This is a genomic window from Pseudomonas sp. PS01300 (assembly GCF_029960155.1).
In the GTDB taxonomy this organism is placed as follows: domain Bacteria; phylum Pseudomonadota; class Gammaproteobacteria; order Pseudomonadales; family Pseudomonadaceae; genus Aquipseudomonas; species Aquipseudomonas palmensis.
This window is the reverse complement of sequence record NZ_JASCPN010000055.1, coordinates 1-16,794: the sequence shown is the minus strand read 5'-3', so window position 1 is coordinate 16,794 and position 16,794 is coordinate 1. Positions and strand designations below refer to the sequence as shown.

Below are 16,794 nucleotides of genomic sequence, written 5' to 3'. Positions count from 1 at the left end.
GCACCGCCGGCCACGGCTCATCATCGCGTCATACACGAATTGAGCTCAAGGGCATACGCGTGACCCGGCAACTTTTGCCTGCCGGTCGCCGCTACTGGAGAAAGAAAGCATGAGCAACTGGTTGGTAGACAAACTGATCCCTTCGATCATGCGTTCCGAGGTGAAGAAGAGCTCGGTACCCGAAGGGCTGTGGCACAAATGCCCGTCCTGCGAGGCCGTGCTGTATCGTCCGGAGCTGGAAAAGACCCTGGATGTGTGCCCCAAGTGCAATCACCACATGCGCATCGGCGCACGTGCACGCATCGACATCTTCCTCGACGCCGAAGGCCGCAATGAGCTGGGTGCCGACCTGGAGCCGGTCGACCGCCTGAAGTTCCGCGACGGCAAGAAGTACAAGGACCGCCTGGTTGCTGCGCAGAAGCAGACCGGCGAAAAGGACGCCCTGGTTTCCATGAGCGGTACCCTGCTGGGCATGCCGGTGGTGGTCAGTGCGTTCGAGTTCTCCTTCATGGGCGGTTCGATGGGTGCCATCGTCGGCGAGCGTTTCGTGCGTGCCGCCAACTATGCCCTGGAAAACCGTTGTCCGATGGTCTGCTTCTCGGCCTCGGGCGGCGCGCGCATGCAGGAAGCGCTGATCTCGCTGATGCAGATGGCCAAGACCTCCGCCGTGCTGGCGCGCCTGCGCGAAGAAGGCATCCCGTTCATCTCGGTTCTCACCGACCCTGTTTACGGGGGCGTTTCGGCCAGCCTGGCAATGCTCGGCGACGTGATCGTAGGCGAGCCCAAGGCGCTGATCGGCTTTGCCGGCCCTCGGGTTATCGAACAGACCGTGCGCGAAAAACTGCCTGAAGGCTTCCAGCGCAGCGAGTTCCTGCTGGAGCACGGTGCCATCGACATGATCATCGCTCGATCCGAACTGCGCCCGCGCCTGGGCAATCTGCTGGCACAGATGATGGGCCTGCCGACGCCGAAGTTCGTCGCCCCCGTGATCGAGCCGATCGTGGTACCACCGGTGCCTGCCAACGTATGACCCAGCGCACCCTGGGCGAGTGGCTCGCCTACCTCGAGCAGTTGCACCCGTCGACAATCGACATGGGCCTGGAGCGTTCGCGGCAGGTCGCAACGCGCCTCGGGCTGGGCCAGCCCGCGCCTCGGGTGATTACCGTTACCGGCACCAATGGCAAGGGCTCTACCTGTGCCTTCGTGGCCAGCCTGCTGCAGGCCCAGGGCCTGAAGGTCGGGGTCTACAGCTCGCCGCACCTGCTGCGCTACAACGAGCGGGTGCAGATCGACGGCCAGCAGGCCAGCGATGCGCAGCTGTGCCAGGCATTCGCCGCCGTCGAAGCGGCGCGTGGCGAGACCTCCCTGACCTACTTCGAGGCCGGTACCCTGGCGGCGTTCTGGCTGTTCCAGCAGTCGGCGCTGGACGCCGTGGTGCTTGAAGTGGGCCTGGGCGGGCGGCTCGACACCGTCAACCTGGTGGACGCCGACCTTGCCGTGGTCACCAGTATCGGTGTCGACCATTGCGATTTCCTTGGCGATACCCGTGAGTCGGTGGCCTTCGAGAAGGCCGGGATTTTCCGTGCCGACAAGCCGGCGCTGTGTGGCGACCTCGACCCGCCGCAGCCGTTGCTGGACAAGGCACGCGAACTAGGCTGCCGGTTCCTGCTGCGCGGACGCGACTTCGACCTGTCCAGCACCGACCAGTACTGGCAGTGGCGGGGCGTGGATGCGCACGGCAATGCCGTCGAGCTGCACGACCTGCCGTTGCTCGATCTGCCCATGGAAAACGCGGCGCTGGCGCTGCAGACCTACCTGCTGACCGGCCTGCCCTGGAATGCCGCTCAGATCGCCCAGGCACTGCGCGACACCCGTATCGTCGGGCGTCTCGACCGTCGCCAGTTCATCTGGCAGGGCAAGCACCTGAGCATTCTGCTCGACGTCGGCCATAATCCACATGCGGCCCAGTACCTCGCTCAGCGCCTGGCTTCGCGCCCGGTGGCCGGCAGGCGCCTGGCGGTGTTCGGCCTGCTGGCCGACAAGGACCTGGCCGGGGTGATCGAACCGCTGCATGCGCAAGTGGCCCACTGGGCGGTCGCGCCACTGGATACCGCCCGCAGCCGGCCTGCAAGCGAGTTGCAGGCCGCGTTGCAGAACCTTGGCGCCGACGTGAAGTCGTATGCAAGCGTCGCCGACGCCCTTGACGGGCAGTGCGCGCAAGCGACGGCAGGCGACCAGATCCTGCTGTTCGGATCATTTTTCTGTGTCGGCGAGGCCCTGCAGTGGCTGAGCCGGCAGACCATGGAGGACGGGGCAAATGGCGTTGCTGGATAAAGTCGTCAAGCAGCGGATGGTGGGCGCGCTGGTGCTGGTGGCACTGGCGGTGATCTTCCTGCCGATGCTGTTCACCCGTGAGGACGAGCTGCGCCAGGTGCATGTCGAGGCGCCCGCCGCCCCGGCTGTGCCGGCCTTGCCGCAGGTGCAGGTGGAGCCGGTGGAGGTGCCCGAGCCGCAGGTGATCCAGGATGAGGCGCTCACCGCCCAGGAACCCAGCGCACCGAGCACGCCCATTGCCCCGGCACCGGTGGTGACTGCACCCACCCCAGCGCCCGCCGCGCCGGTGGCGGAGGCCAAGCCGGCCACGCCTGCGCCGGTCAGCAAGCCTGCGGCGGCCCCGGCCAAGCCGGTTGCCAGTGCACCTGCCAAGGTCGATGGCAATGGCCTGCCGGTGAGCTGGTCGGTGCAACTGGCCAGCCTGTCCAACCGCGCCAATGCCGAGAACCTGCAGAAAACCCTGCGCAGCCAGGGCTACAACGCCTATATCCGCTCGGCCGAAGGTACCAACCGGGTGTTCGTCGGGCCGCTGATCGAGCGTGCCGAAGCCGAGCGCTTGCGCGATGTGATCAACCGCCAGCAGAACCTCAAGGGTTTTGTGGTGCGCTTCCAGCCCGAACGTAGCTGACCCTCCCCGCCGTCCGGCCGCCGCCGGACGGCAAATCACCGCTTACCGATAGCCCACCGCTCTGGTAAAATGCGCCGCCTTATCCGTTTGCAGGCAGCACTGTGGCATTTACCTGGGTCGACTGGGCGATTCTCGCGATCATCGCCGTTTCTTCGCTGATCAGTCTCAAGCGCGGTTTCGTCAAGGAAGCCTTGTCGCTGCTTACCTGGATCATCGCCGGTGCGGTCGCCTGGATGTTCGGTGGCGGTATCTCGCAGTACCTTGAAGGCTACATCCAGACGCCGTCGGCGCGGGTGATAGCCGGATGTGCCATTCTTTTCGTCGCCACCTTGCTGGTGGGGGCAATGATCAATTTTCTGATCGGCGAGCTGATTCGCGTCACCGGGTTGTCCGGGACCGATCGCTTCCTGGGCATGGCGTTCGGCGCCGCTCGCGGGGCCCTGCTCGTCGTGGTGGCGGTCGGGCTGCTGAGCCTGGGGCCGGTACAACAGGACCCGTGGTGGCAGGAGTCTCGCCTGCTGCCACAATTTCTATTGGTGGCTGACTGGTCGAAAAACCTCATTCTGGGGCTGACCAGCCAGTGGCTAGCCAGCGGAATCAGCGCACCGGCTGATCTCCCGTTTCAAGAACAGTTGCTTGGGCCCAAAGCGCCCTGAGTGCTGATCCGTCAAGTTTCATAATGTAGGGGTTGCGTCGCATGTGTGGCATCGTCGGTATCGTCGGTAAGTCGAACGTCAATCAGGCGCTGTATGACGCGCTAACCGTGCTCCAGCACCGCGGCCAGGATGCTGCCGGTATCGTTACAAGCCATGATGGCCGACTATTCCTGCGCAAGGACAACGGCCTGGTACGTGACGTGTTCCAGCAGCGTCACATGCAGCGTCTGGTGGGCCACATGGGCATCGGTCATGTGCGCTACCCGACCGCGGGCAGCTCGACCTCGGCCGAGGCCCAGCCGTTCTACGTCAACTCGCCGTATGGCATCACCCTGGCGCACAACGGCAACCTGACCAATGTGGAGCAACTGGCCAAGGAGATCTACGAGTCCGACCTGCGCCACGTCAACACCAACTCCGACTCCGAAGTGCTGCTCAACGTATTCGCCCATGAGCTGGCGGTGCGCGGCAAGCTGCAACCGACCGAGGAAGACGTGTTCGCCGCCGTGACCGACGTGCACAACCGTTGCGTGGGTGGCTACGCGGTGGTGGCGATGATCACCGGCTACGGCATCGTCGGCTTCCGCGATCCGAACGGCATCCGCCCGATCGTGTTCGGCCAGCGTCACACCGACGAAGGCGTCGAATACATGATCGCCTCCGAAAGCGTCTCGCTGGACGTGCTCGGCTTCACCCTGATCCGCGACCTGGCGCCGGGCGAAGCGGTGTACATCACCGAAGAAGGCAAGCTGCACACCCGCCAGTGCGCCATCGCGCCCAAGCTTTCCCCCTGCATCTTCGAGCACGTTTACCTGGCCCGCCCGGATTCGATCATCGACGGTGTTTCGGTGTACAAGGCGCGCCTGCGCATGGGCGAGAAGCTTGCCGAGAAGATCCTGCGCGAGCGTCCCGAGCACGACATCGACGTGGTCATCCCGATTCCCGACACCAGCCGTACAGCGGCGCTGGAACTGGCCAACCACCTGGGCGTGAAGTTCCGTGAAGGCTTCGTCAAGAACCGCTACATCGGCCGTACCTTCATCATGCCCGGCCAGGCCGCGCGCAAGAAGTCGGTACGCCAGAAGCTCAATGCCATCGAGCTGGAGTTCCGCGGCAAGAACGTGATGCTGGTCGACGACTCGATCGTGCGCGGCACCACCTGCAAGCAGATCATCCAGATGGCCCGCGAAGCCGGCGCGAAGAACGTCTACTTCTGCTCCGCCGCGCCAGCGGTGCGTTTCCCCAACGTCTACGGCATCGACATGCCGAGCGCTCATGAACTGATCGCGCACAACCGCAGCACCCAGGACGTGGCCGAACTGATCGGCGCCGACTGGCTGGTCTACCAGGACCTGCCGGACCTGATCGAGGCTGTAGGTGGTGGCAAGATCAAGATCGAGCATTTCGATTGCGCGGTATTCGATGGCCAGTACGTGACTGGCGACATCGACGCCGCCTACCTGGACAAGATCGAGCAGGCGCGCAACGACGCCTCCAAGGTCAAGAACCAGGCGGTCAGCGCGATCATCGACCTTTACAACAACTGACAAGGGGAGCAACGGCATGACACAGCAATGGGATGCCGGGCGCCTGGACAGCGACCTCGACGGGGTCGCTTTCGATACGCTGGCGGTACGCGCCGGCCAGCATCGCACGCCGGAAGGTGAGCACAGCGACCCGCTGTTTTTCACCTCCAGCTACGTGTTCCGTACGGCGGCCGATGCCGCTGCGCGGTTCGCCGGCGAGGTTCCAGGCAACGTCTATTCGCGCTACACCAACCCGACCGTAAGGGCCTTCGAGGAGCGCATCGCCGCCCTGGAAGGCGCCGAGCAGGCGGTCGCCACCTCCACAGGCATGTCCGCGATCCTGTCACTGGTGATGGCCTTGTGCAGCGCTGGCGACCACGTGCTGGTCTCGCAGAGCGTGTTCGGTTCGACCATCAGCCTGTTCGAGAAGTACTTCAAGCGCTTCGGCGTGCAGGTCGACTACGTGCCGCTGGCCAACCTGGCTGGCTGGGAACAGGCGATCAAGCCCAATACCAGGCTGCTGTTCGTCGAGTCGCCGTCCAATCCGCTGGCCGAGCTGGTAGACATCGGCGCGCTGGCCGAGATCGCCCATGCCCGGGGCGCGCTGCTGGTGGTGGACAATTGCTTCAGCACTCCGGCCCTGCAACAGCCATTGAAGCTGGGCGCGGACATCGTCATGCATTCGGCGACCAAGTTCATCGACGGCCAGGGCCGCTGCATGGGCGGCGTGGTCGCCGGGCGCAACGAGCACATGAAGGAAGTAGTGGGCTTTCTGCGTACTGCGGGGCCGACGCTGAGCCCGTTCAACGCCTGGGTGTTCCTCAAGGGCCTGGAAACGCTGAACCTGCGCATGCGCGCCCACTGCGCCAATGCCCAGGCCCTGGCCGAGTGGCTGGAGCAGCAGGACGGTGTCGAGAAGGTGCATTACGCGGGCCTGCCAAGCCACCCGCAGCACGAGCTGGCCAAGCGCCAGATGCGCGGCTTCGGTGCGGTGGTGAGCTTTGAGGTCAAGGGTGGCAAGGAGGGCGCATGGCGCTTCATCGACGCCACGCGGCTGATTTCGATCACCGCCAACCTGGGTGACAGCAAGACCACCATCACCCACCCGGCCACCACCTCCCACGGCCGTCTGGCGCCGCAGGAGCGTGAGGCCGCCGGGATTCGCGACAGCCTGATCAGGGTTGCCGTGGGCCTGGAAGACGTGGGCGACCTGCAGGCCGACCTGGCGCGCGGTCTGGCGGCGCTGTGATCGACTGGTCGGTGAGCGAGAGCAGCCACAACGGGCGTGTGGCGCTGGTAACCGGCGCTGCACGCGGGATCGGCCTGGGCATCGCGGCCTGGCTGATCAGCGAGGGCTGGCAAGTGGTGCTCACCGACCTGGATCGGGCCCGTGGCGCGAAGGTGGCCAAGGTGCTCGGTGACAACGCCTGGTTCGTCGGCATGGACGTGGCCGACGAGGCCCAGGTGACGGTGGGCGTGGCCGAGGTGCTGGGGCAGTTCGGACGCCTGGATGCGCTGGTGTGCAACGCGGCGATTGCCGACCCGCACAATACCACCCTCGAAAGCCTCAGCCTGAACCACTGGAACCGCGTGCTGGCGGTCAACCTGGGTGGCCCGATGCTGCTGGCCAAGCACTGTGCGCCTTACCTGCGCGCGCATTGCGGCGCCATCGTCAACCTGGTGTCCACCCGTGCGGCACAGTCCGAACCCGATACCGAGGCCTATGCTGCGAGCAAGGGCGGGCTGCTGGCCCTGACCCACGCACTGGCCATGAGCCTGGGCCCGGAGATCCGCGTCAACGCTGTCAGCCCTGGCTGGATCGATGCGCGGGACCCTTCGCTGCGCCGTGCCGAGCCCTTGAGCGAGGCCGACCATGCGCAGCACCCGGCGGGCAGGGTAGGGACCGTGGAAGATGTGGCGGCGATGGTGGCATGGCTGTTGTCGCGCAACGCGGGTTTTGTCACCGGCCAGGAGTTCGTGGTGGACGGTGGCATGACCAAGAAGATGATTTACACGTAAGCGGCAGGCTTCACGCGACACGCTGCAAGAACCTGTGCAATCGGCTTTTGATTCTGCTTTTACTTGCAGCTTGTTGCTTGAAGCCTGCAGCTGTTTTTTTACGAAAGTGAAAAAAACTTCAACACTGGTATTGACTTAGGTTCGATACCTGCGTAAATTTCACCACCTCAGCGAAGCACACGGGTGATTAGCTCAGCCGGGAGAGCATCTGCCTTACAAGCAGAGGGTCGGCGGTTCGATCCCGTCATCACCCACCACTTCCTGAGATGTTCCTGGCCCGACACTTTCGAAAGACGGTGTTACCAGAGAGGAACAGGACGCAAGTCCACTATGCGCAGCGGTAGTTCAGTCGGTTAGAATACCGGCCTGTCACGCCGGGGGTCGCGGGTTCGAGTCCCGTCCGCTGCGCCACTTTTCTCCAGATCGGTTCAACAACCGGTTTGAGGTCCGAAGCCAAGGCTTCAGGCCAGATCCCAGTTTCAAGCAGGTGAAAGCCTGTGCGATACGCAGCGGTAGTTCAGTCGGTTAGAATACCGGCCTGTCACGCCGGGGGTCGCGGGTTCGAGTCCCGTCCGCTGCGCCATATCCGCCTCGAGGCCCTTGAACTCCTCGAAGCAACAAAAAAAGCGACCTTAGGGTCGCTTTTTTTGTGCCTGCAGAAAAGCCTGGCCGCCAAGGCTGGCACCTGCTGGCGACGTATTGCCTGCAGGTGCCGGCCTTGCTGGCGAAAGAATATGCCCCTCAAACCTTGAAGCGCGAAAGCAGCCCTTGCAGCTCAGTGCCCAGGCGCGCCAGCTCTGCCGCCGAGGTGGCAGTGTGCGCCGAGGCGGTGGACGTCTGTTCGGCCACATCACGCACACTGATCACGCTGCGACCGATCTCTTCGGCTACCGCGCTCTGCTGTTCGGCGGCGGTCGCGATCTGCACGTTCATGGCCTGGATGTGCGTGACCGTGTGTGTGATGGCCTGCAGCTCCACGCCTGCCTCATTGGCCAGCCCGACTGTCGTACCGACCATGCCCTGGCTGGTGTGCATGCGTTCTGCAGCCCTCTGCGCACCCTGCTGCAATGACCCGATCAATGTCTCGATCTCTGCGGTGGACTGCTGGGTGCGTTGGGCCAGCCCGCGCACCTCATCGGCCACCACGGCGAAGCCACGCCCGGCCTCGCCGGCACGTGCCGCCTCGATGGCGGCGTTGAGCGCCAGCAGGTTGGTCTGCTCGGCGATGGCATTGATCACCGTCATCACACTGCCGATGCGTTCGCTCTCTTCGGACAACCTGCCGACGGCGTCGGCGGAGGTGCCGATGTCGTCGGCCAACTGGTCGATCTGGGTCAGTGCGCGCTGTACCACCAGATTGCCCTGGCTGGCCTGGCTGTTGGCCTGGCGGGTGGCGGTACTGGCCTGCTCGGCATTGCGCGCCACTTCCTGCACCGTGGCTACCATTTCGCTCATGGCCGTGGCGACCTGGTCGGTCTCCAGTTTCTGGCTGTCGACGCCGGCACGGGTCTGTTCGGTGATGGCCGAGAGCTGCTCGGCCGCCGCTGACAACTGAGCGGTAACGGTGCCCACCTGGCCCAGCACACCGCGCAGGTTGTCGCCGCTTTGGGAGAGGGCTTGGAGCAACTGGCCAAACTCGTCACGGCGCAGCTCGCTGCTGTTATCCCTCAGGTCGCCGGCACCGATACGACGCGCGATCACTACGGCCTGCTGCAACGGCTGGGTGATCTGGCGGATGATCACCCAGCCGATCGCACCGCCCAGCAGCATGGCGCCAACCAGCAGCCCGAGCATCAATGCACGGCTGTGGCTGGATTCGTCGACGCTGAGCTGATTCTGGCGTGCGATCAGCGTATTGATCGCTTCCAGGCTGGTTTCGATATTGCTCACCAGCACCGTACGGCTGCGGGCCTGCTGCTCGACATCGCGGGCAAAGCGCTCGGCCAGTTGCAGGTACTGGTCCAGGTCGGAGGGCAGTCTACCCAGTTGCGGGTGACCGCTGCCCAGGCGCTTCACGCTGTCATTGGCGCGTGTGTGGGCCTCACGCACCGTGTCCAGGCGTTTGGTGCTGCCCTCGCGCATCATGGCCAGGCTGTTCTGGCGCAGGTCGCTCAGGGCGTCGTTGAGGGTGGCAAGGTCGCGACGGACGTTGCCGGCGTCGTCCTGGTACAGCGCCTGGGTCAGCGTACGGACATCGTTCTGCAGGCTGCTGCCCAGGCGCTCGGAATCGGCCTGGATGCGGCCTATGTCCTGCTGGGCGGTTTGCAGCTGGCGAAACTGCTGCATGTAGCCCTGCATGTTTTCCAGCACGTGTTGCAACTGCTGCCTGGACACTGCGTCGTCCAGGCGCTGGAGGTTCTCCTCGATCAGCGCCACCAGGGTGCTGTAAGAGGTGTTCAATTGCGCCGCAAGGTTTTCGTCGCCGTGGTGTTCATACGACAGGCGCGCGGCGCGAATGTCATTGGTGTGGTCGAGCACGTGATTGACCGACACCAGCCGATCGGCACGGGTGGTCAGGGTGTTGAGGCTGCGAATGCCGATCACGGCGAGGAGCGCCATCAGCAGCACGATACTCGCGAAACCGAGGGCCAGCTTCACTTTCACCGATATGTTTTTCACCTTGAATGCTCCTGGGTCGATGGTCAGTCGCTGACGTAGTGGCGTATTGCCATTTTCTGTCGCATGCCGGGCCAGTATCGATGGGCTCAAGGTGTAGCGGGGAGTCAGACATTTCCCGGTATGACGTGGGAAAGCTGGTTAAATAGTGAACGAAAAAAATCGCGACCAATGGTTCAGGACGGCTGTGTAGTGCAGGCCAGCCGCTGTGCAGGTGAAATTTAGTGCCGGATCGCCCGGTTGCGGTTTCAGTCATCTGCGGATGTGATGCACAATAGGCGCCGACCGTTTTTCGCAGGATTTTCAATGTCAAAGTCAACCGTCTTCACTGCGCTCGGGCTGGCCCTTGTGCTGGCGGGCGTTGCCGGCTGTTCCTCGAAGAAAGCCGCCATCTACGAACACGAGAACTTCGACGACTCGGGCACCTTCTCGCGCAGCTTTCCGGTCAGCGAAGCAGGTACCTGCGAGGCTGCCCGGCGCGCGCTGCTCAGCCAGGGCTACATCATCACCACCAGCGAACCGGGCCAGGTCAATGGCAACAAGAGCTTCCAGCAGACGGGCGACTCGCACCTGCAGATCAGCTTCAACGTGGTCTGTGCCAACGACACCGGTTCCGGTCAGCGCTCGACCATGTTCGCCAATGCCCTGCAGGACCGTTATGCGCTGAAAAAATCCAACACTTCGGCCAGCCTCGGGGTGGGTGTGCTGGGGTCGGTGTCGATGCCGATCGGCTCGTCGGACGACTCCATGGTCAAAGTGGCCAGCGAAACGGTGACCTCGCCCAAGTTCTACGAGCGCTACTTTGCGTTGGTCGAGAGTTTCCTGCCCAAGCCGAGCAAGAAGGCCAAGGTCGAGCCCAAGGCCGAACCCGCCAAGCCGGCTCTCGACCTGGGAGTGCCCGAACCTGCGCCTGCTGCGCCAAGCGCTCCGGCCGTCGAGGCCGCGCCGGCGCAGGCTCCGGCCCCTGCGGCACCTGCCGAGGTCGCAGCGCCGGTGGTGGCGGTACCGGCAGCGCAAGCGCCGGCTGCACCGCTGGTCGACGACAGCAAGAGCTCGCAGCCTGTGGCGCCGCCCCAGGATGCGGCGCCGATCACGGTCGAACAGACTGCACCGCCCACCGAGCCTGCCGCCGCACCGGCGCAGCCTCCAGCGGCCCCGACGCCCGACGCGCCTGCGCCGCTGTGACGCATCGGATAAATCATCGATTGCCTGCTACGTTTATCTCAATGGGCTGAGCGCTTGTGCTTTTCGCTGGCTTGCCAGCGAAGGGCTAGCCACCTTGCGCCAGCCTGTCACGTCACGGTCATTTTTTCTTCATCTGGGCACTTTAGGGTGAAGCACGACTCAATGACATGATCGAGAAAACCAAGGAGCAGGCAATGGACGACTATCAAGAAGAACTGCTGGAATACCGCGCATTCGAACTCGACCCGCCAGAGCCGGCCGAAGACGCTACCGAGCTCTGATCGGGCTCATGCGCCCCGCCGCTGGCTGCGGCGAAAGTCCCCCGGCGTCACGCCGTTCCAGCGCTTGAATGCGCGCTGAAAGGCCTCTGCCGACGCAAACCCCAGCAGGTAGGCTATTTCGCCAAAGGCCAGCTCCGTGTCGCGGATGTAGGTCACAGCCAGATCGCGGCGCGTGTCGTTCAGAATCGCCCGAAACTGCGTGCCTTCCTCGGCCAGCTTGCGCCGTAAGGTCCAAGTGGGCAGTTGCAGCTGCGCCGCCACTTCACCCAGGTCCGGTTCACGTCCGCCGTTGAGCAACGGCCCCAGCAGATGGGCGATACGCTCAGCCAGGCTGCGCATGCGCGTGCGCTCCGCCAGTTCCTGCTCGCATAGCTGCAACAGGTGCTGCCAGGTGCTGGGGCAATGGGCCGGGTTGCGCAGCGCCAGGCTGGCGCGGTCCAGGCGCAACTGATTATGTGTGGCCCCGAACTGCACCGGGCTGCTGCACAGGGCCTGGTAACGGTCGGCATAGGCGGGCGCGCAAAACTCGATCTCCATGCGCTCTGCCTGCACTGCCACCCCCACCAGCCCCGACAGTTGTGCCAGCCAGCCGGCCAGTACCGAGTCGACCACGAAGCGGTTGTAGTCGTTGTACGGGCTGATCGAATAGAAGCGCAGCCAGGCGCCCTGATTGTCCTCATGGAGGCTGGACTGGCCACGGTAGTTGGCGGCGTACAGCGGCTCGAAACGCACCAGCGTACGCGCGGCCTCGCCCAGGGTAGGGGCCTGGGCGGCGGCTACACCGGCCAGGCCGGCCTGGTTCAGGCGGCTCAGGCGGCCCATGTGCAAGCCCAGCGCCGGTTCGTTGCTGAGTGCAATGGCGGCATGCCCCAGGTGCATGTAGCGCGGAATCGACAGGCGCGCACCGGCTTCGGCCAGCCGTGCAGGCACAAGCCCGTAGCGTTGCAGAAGGGGGGCCGGATCATGCCCCAGTTGCTGCAGCGCCTGCGCAAGGCTCTGGATGAACCCCACCGACAGATCCCCCAGGCGTACCCGTGGTCGGTTCATCGGTTACAGCCAGAGGTTGAGCAGGCGCGCGCCGGGATGACTGCTGGCACTGACGTAGTGCCCGTCGCGGCTGGTGAAGCCCAGGCCGTCGCCGGCAATTTCCCAGAACTGGCCGCGCAGGAACACGCTCAGCAGGGCGGTATCGGCGCTTTGGCCGTGGCCGATCAGGCGCTGCCAGGCCTGGCCTTCCTCGACCTGGCCGGCCTTGAGCGGCAGGCTCACGGCCATCGGCTGGTGGCGGTTGCCGCGCCAGGGGGCGGTCCAGCTGTCTCGGCCGCTGATGAAGGCGGGTACCGCGATCAGTTGTGCCGACTGCGCGGCCAGTTGCTGGTAGTTGGCCGGGTACCAGCTGTCGCTGCCCACCAATACGCCGAGGCGGCCTGCGGGTGTATCGAATACTTGCAGCGGATAGGCATCGCCGCTGCGGATGAAGCGGCGCACTTCACTGTCGGGGTATTGCTGGCGTTGCGGCTGGCCGATCACCTTGCCGTCGCTGGCGAATACCACGCCGTTGTTGTACAGCGCGCCGCTGCCACTGTGAAGGATGCCTTGCTCTGCATACGGCGTGGGCAGCACGATGGAACCGGCCACCAGGGTCACGCCGAACTCCCTGGCCAGGCCGCCGAACAGTTGCTGGTAGTCGGCTGCCATCTGCGTGGCCTTCATGCGCAGGTGCGCATCGGCGCGGCGGTCGTCGCCCTCGGCGTTGAACATCGCCAGCCCGTAGCGCAGCGGGTTGCTCAGCTCCAGCCATTGCCAGGCCTCCTGCAGGCGGGTGACCTGGTACAGCTCTTTCTTTTCGCCGCGGGCCCACAGCCAGGTGCCGATATGCTCGGGCAGCACCACGATCGTGCGCGGGCCGACCAGGCCCTGGGTGCGAGCGTGTTCAAGGTAGGCGGCGAGCTTGCGGTGCAGCAGGGCCAGGTTCTGGTAGTCGCCCGGATACAGCAGTGGCTCGATGCCCAGCAGATTGCCCTTGTCGGCGGGCACGCCCTGGTTCAGCGCCACTTCAACACGAAGGTCGGACAGGTAGTGGCCGGCCGGGCGTTGTTCGGTCCACAGGCCATAGCCCAGGAGCATGGCAGTCAGAACAAGCGCCAGGGCGCCAAGCAGAAGTTTTCGCATGGAATCAGATGTATGTCCGCAGTTGCGTCGAGGGTACTGGAAACAGGGGGTTGGTGAAACATATCCTGCTCGCACTGGGCCCTGAGTCGAAGCATAGGACTGCTGCAGGCGTCTTAAATACTGGCGCACTTGCTATTTGCCATGGCGGATCTATCGTCGTTGTTACAGCCTTCCAAAGGATTGGCATCATGACGATACGGCTGGTCAGACTGCTGGTCATGGGCGGGGCCGCGCTGCTCGCATCCTGTGCGCTGTTCAACCCTTATGTGCAGAGTATCGCGCCTGAAACAAAGACTGCCACTGGCTCGCAACTGGCCAGCAAGATCCGCATGGAGCTCCAGGGCAAGACCAACGGATTGGCCTACTGGCAGTCGGGATCGTCATTGGCGCTGGCAGGTGCGCTGGGTCTTGGGGGCTACAAGGCCGTCACTGCAGGCAACGGTCACCAGGTGGCAGCGCTTGCGGCTGGCAGTGCATCGCTCTATGGTTTTTCCGCTGCGCAGTACAAACCCACCAGAGAGCAGCTTTATCACCGTGGCGTGCAAGCGGTGATGTGTGTCGAGTCGATATACGAGCGGGCCAGCCTCGAGGAGGGTAACGAGCTGATAAGGCGCATCGCCCAGCTGAAGGCTGGCTCTGGAGCCGTGTCGATTACCAATGCCTACTCGTTGTATGGCGCGATTTCCAGGGCGAAGGCATTCGACAGGGTGTACAAGGAGAAACTGGTCGAAATCGTCGCGGCGCTCAATAACTACCTGGCTGCATTGCAGCCTGCCCCTGAGGTGACGTACCGGATCATCTCCGACGCGATCGGGTCACGGCCGGTTCCCCCGCCGGACGGCACGAAGAACGCGTGGTCAGCCAGCCTGGCGCCTATTTCCATCAATGGACGTTTCAATGCCCAGCAGCAGCTCCAGGCGGCCTTGCTGGCCGATGAGGCCAATGAATGGATTGCGCGCATCTACACCACTGCACCGGGCTTTGACAGTGATGCTCCCGGTTGCAACCCGTTTCAGGGGCAAGTGCCCTCGATCAAAGGGCTGCCATCCGGATCCACACTGGACATGGTGGCAGGCGGGCAGGAGCGCTTTCTGATCCTGAACTCCTCCGGCGACCTGCGCATCACCTACGCAACCCAGGACTCAGCCGATCAGGGCGCTGCCGAAATCAGGGTGATTACTGAAAACAGAAGCTACTGGGTGGAGGTCAAGGCGCTCAGGCAGACCCGGAAACCGCTGAAGGCCTATCTGACGGATAGCCAGAAGGGCGAAGTCACCATCGACTTCTACATCAGTATCTCCGCCGCTCCTGCGGCTGGTCCTTGAGCTGGGGGGGATCGAGAATGTCTGGCCCAACGGTACTGTCCGGGCTTGCTGCGGGCTTTCTGCTCGCCGCGTCAATGGCTTCAGGCGCCGAGGATTGCGGTACGCCTGGCACACTGACCAGCAGCAAGGGTGATTCCCGAGTGTTGGTGACGCGAGTGTTCAAGGATGGCTCGATCGCCGTGCGTGCGCGGCTGGCAGTGAATCCGGATGGTGGCAAGGGCGCCTACACCGTTGGCGATCATGGGTTCACCTATATCGCCAACGGCCTTTCGATCATGCGCAAAGGTGTCCGCTATCGATGCGACCTTGATTGCCGAAACGCTTTTCTGAAGGCGGAACTCAAAGGGTTTGCCGAGCACACGCCCGAGTTCTGCGTGTATGCCATGGAAGTCGAGCCCTTTGCGCCAGGGCAGGCCAGAACATCCTGCGGCAATGGGCGCTACCTCATCGGAAATGGCAAGGGCCGCCTGCGCAAGGGGCCGCTGCTTGACACCGTGAGCGGCGCCACGGTGCAGAGCTATGTTTCCACCACCTCATTGCGCCACAAGGTGGATGGCCAGGTGCAGCCTCTGGACTCCGAGTCACTGCCCATAGCGGTGGCCGCCAAGGCGAGCATGCTGGGATCGATCGTCTGGGTCGCAGGCAAGGGCCTGAACGGCACGTTCGCGCTTGTGGGCGAAAGCGGGCCGGCTTTTGGCGAAGGCTCAATCGCGCTGCACCAGTTGTTGCACACCAATGCAATCACCGCGCAGGCATCCGGCCCTATCCCTGTGGGGCAGCGCTGCAGCGCTGTCGAGTCAGGCCTGACGCCCCCTTTTCGGTCCTCCCCGGACAAACCAGGGGACGGCTGCCGGAAAGGGCGAGCAGCCAGCAGCGCCAGCGATATCCGTGCCTACAACGGTATCAGCGAGCCAGTCGATTTCGTCGTGCTTGGCCAGGCCGGATTTTCCCGCAAAGGCGGGTTGATCGAGCAGACGGTGACTCGGCAGTCGATCGATGAGGCGGCTGCACGAGCCGGCTATACCCAGCAGCGTATCCGTCAGATGCTGGCCTGCCTGCCGCGGTCCTGAGCCAGGCGACCGCCTACGGCTGGTCTCAGCCCTTGGCCGCCATGGCCGTCACTTCCACGCGCATGCCTTCGACCGCAAGGGCGGCCACGCCAACTGCGGCCCGCACTGGCCATGGCTTGGCGAAAAAGCGCTGGTACACCGCATTGAAGGCGGCGCGGTCGGCCATGTCGGTGAGGTAGATGGTCAGGTGCATGACCCTGTCCATCGAGCTGCCGGCGCGCTCCAGTGCCACCTTCAGGGCTTGCAGGGTGCATTCGCTCTGCAGGGTGATGTCGCCCAGTTCCAGGCTGCCGTCGGCCCGGGTCGGGATCTGGGTGGAGACCAGCACGCCGCCGAAACCGACAACGTCGGAGGAGATGGAGTCGGCATCGAGATCGGGAACGAAGGTGAGGTCGTGGTTGGCCATGGGCAGCTCTCGTTTGAGGGGGGACAAGTTGGCCGACAGTTTACAGGGTCATGGCGCATGAGGTGCGATGGCGAGCGCATTCAGTCGTCAGTGAGTGGGTGCCTGTCGGCGACGATCGATCGGTCAGTCGACGCTCGTTTTGCCTCTTGAAATGCTCGCGGCCGATTTCCCCAACTGCGCAACTTCTTGCGCACTCAAATGTGGATAACCCTGTGCATACATTGCTGCGGGCCATAATAAACGTGGTCTGCAGCCAACTGCGCAACTTCTTGCACAGTACTGCGCAAGAAGTTGCGCACTTTTTCGGGTTTTCTCGCACAAAAGTGCTCAAAAAACGTACAGCAAAAACACAAGCCACTGATTAATAACAACTAAATTTCAGTTGGCATGGGTCTTGAACTGTCTCCTTGCAGTCGCACGGCATTTTTCGCCTGTCCGGCTTCACTTTTTGCAAGGAGCAAACCCCCATGGCAACACCTGCCTACATGTCCGTCACCGGCACCAAACAAGGCCTGATCACCGCCGGTGCCTTCACCGCCGATTCGGTCGGCAACACCTACCAGGAAGGCCACGAAG

At 63.7% G+C, this 16,794-nt stretch carries 14 protein-coding genes, 3 tRNA genes and 1 pseudogene; 14 read left to right on the top strand and 4 right to left on the bottom strand.

Going from position 1 to position 16,794, the window contains the following annotated elements:
• Nucleotides 1-109 precede the first annotated feature (109 nt).
• The 10 genes from accD (at nucleotide 110) to QMX96_RS21185 (ending at nucleotide 7,746) form a co-directional block, all read left to right on the top strand.
• On the top strand, nucleotides 110-1,030 hold the full coding sequence (accD, locus tag QMX96_RS21230) for an acetyl-CoA carboxylase, carboxyltransferase subunit beta (protein ID WP_043862846.1): 921 nt from the start codon (nucleotides 110-112) through the stop codon (nucleotides 1,028-1,030).
• Nucleotides 1,027-2,334, top strand: a complete 1,308-nt coding sequence (gene folC / locus QMX96_RS21225; protein WP_282362341.1) for a bifunctional tetrahydrofolate synthase/dihydrofolate synthase — start codon at nucleotides 1,027-1,029, stop codon at nucleotides 2,332-2,334. The genes accD and folC overlap by 4 nt, the downstream gene beginning before the upstream one ends.
• A complete protein-coding gene (locus QMX96_RS21220; RefSeq protein WP_058541082.1) occupies nucleotides 2,318-2,962 on the top strand; it encodes an SPOR domain-containing protein in 645 nt (214 codons plus the stop codon). The genes folC and QMX96_RS21220 overlap by 17 nt, the downstream gene beginning before the upstream one ends.
• Before the next feature lie 101 nt (nucleotides 2,963-3,063).
• Entirely contained in the window at nucleotides 3,064-3,618 is a 555-nt protein-coding gene (locus QMX96_RS21215; RefSeq protein WP_043862843.1) for a CvpA family protein, read from the top strand.
• A gap of 41 nt (nucleotides 3,619-3,659) precedes the next feature.
• Complete coding sequence (gene purF / locus QMX96_RS21210) at nucleotides 3,660-5,165, top strand: amidophosphoribosyltransferase (RefSeq protein ID WP_043862842.1); 1,506 nt, start codon at nucleotides 3,660-3,662, stop codon at nucleotides 5,163-5,165.
• Nucleotides 5,166-5,181: 16 nt separating this feature from the next.
• A complete protein-coding gene (locus QMX96_RS21205; protein WP_043862841.1) occupies nucleotides 5,182-6,393 on the top strand; it encodes an O-succinylhomoserine sulfhydrylase in 1,212 nt (403 codons plus the stop codon).
• Nucleotides 6,394-6,404: 11 nt separating this feature from the next.
• Nucleotides 6,405-7,163, top strand: coding sequence for an SDR family oxidoreductase (locus QMX96_RS21200; RefSeq protein WP_167400232.1), 759 nt, complete (start codon nucleotides 6,405-6,407; stop codon nucleotides 7,161-7,163).
• A 181-nt stretch (nucleotides 7,164-7,344) separates the two neighbouring features.
• A tRNA-Val gene (locus QMX96_RS21195) sits at nucleotides 7,345-7,420 on the top strand.
• A 77-nt stretch (nucleotides 7,421-7,497) separates the two neighbouring features.
• Nucleotides 7,498-7,574, top strand: a tRNA-Asp gene (locus QMX96_RS21190).
• Between the two features lie 95 nt (nucleotides 7,575-7,669).
• A tRNA-Asp gene (locus QMX96_RS21185) sits at nucleotides 7,670-7,746 on the top strand.
• A gap of 158 nt (nucleotides 7,747-7,904) precedes the next feature.
• Here QMX96_RS21185 and QMX96_RS21180 read toward each other — a convergent pair.
• Nucleotides 7,905-9,782: a methyl-accepting chemotaxis protein gene (locus QMX96_RS21180; RefSeq protein ID WP_213606039.1), complete on the bottom strand. Its 1,878-nt coding sequence runs from the start codon at nucleotides 9,780-9,782 to the stop codon at nucleotides 7,905-7,907.
• A 303-nt stretch (nucleotides 9,783-10,085) separates the two neighbouring features.
• On the opposite strand from QMX96_RS21180, the gene QMX96_RS21175 reads away from it, so the two are divergent.
• On the top strand, nucleotides 10,086-10,964 hold the full coding sequence (locus QMX96_RS21175; RefSeq protein ID WP_058541085.1) for a DUF2242 domain-containing protein: 879 nt from the start codon (nucleotides 10,086-10,088) through the stop codon (nucleotides 10,962-10,964).
• A 287-nt stretch (nucleotides 10,965-11,251) separates the two neighbouring features.
• On the opposite strand, the gene QMX96_RS21170 is transcribed toward QMX96_RS21175, so the two are convergent.
• Nucleotides 11,252-12,292: an AraC family transcriptional regulator gene (locus QMX96_RS21170; protein ID WP_043862838.1), complete on the bottom strand. Its 1,041-nt coding sequence runs from the start codon at nucleotides 12,290-12,292 to the stop codon at nucleotides 11,252-11,254.
• A 3-nt stretch (nucleotides 12,293-12,295) separates the two neighbouring features.
• Nucleotides 12,296-13,417: a carbon-nitrogen hydrolase family protein gene (locus QMX96_RS21165; protein ID WP_078479725.1), complete on the bottom strand. Its 1,122-nt coding sequence runs from the start codon at nucleotides 13,415-13,417 to the stop codon at nucleotides 12,296-12,298.
• 188 nt (nucleotides 13,418-13,605) lie between these two features.
• Here QMX96_RS21165 and QMX96_RS21160 point away from each other — a divergent pair, with 188 nt between their 5' ends.
• Both QMX96_RS21160 and QMX96_RS21155 read left to right on the top strand, forming a co-directional pair.
• Entirely contained in the window at nucleotides 13,606-14,742 is a 1,137-nt protein-coding gene (locus QMX96_RS21160) for a hypothetical protein (RefSeq protein ID WP_282362340.1), read from the top strand.
• 17 nt (nucleotides 14,743-14,759) lie between these two features.
• Nucleotides 14,760-15,812: a hypothetical protein gene (locus QMX96_RS21155; RefSeq protein ID WP_253087394.1), complete on the top strand. Its 1,053-nt coding sequence runs from the start codon at nucleotides 14,760-14,762 to the stop codon at nucleotides 15,810-15,812.
• 25 nt (nucleotides 15,813-15,837) lie between these two features.
• Here QMX96_RS21155 and QMX96_RS21150 read toward each other — a convergent pair whose 3' ends face one another.
• Entirely contained in the window at nucleotides 15,838-16,218 is a 381-nt protein-coding gene (locus QMX96_RS21150) for a RidA family protein (RefSeq protein WP_043862834.1), read from the bottom strand.
• A 467-nt stretch (nucleotides 16,219-16,685) separates the two neighbouring features.
• On the opposite strand from QMX96_RS21150, the pseudogene QMX96_RS21145 reads away from it, so the two are divergent.
• Nucleotides 16,686-16,794 (top strand): annotated as a pseudogene (locus QMX96_RS21145) (type VI secretion system tube protein Hcp); the annotation flags it as partial.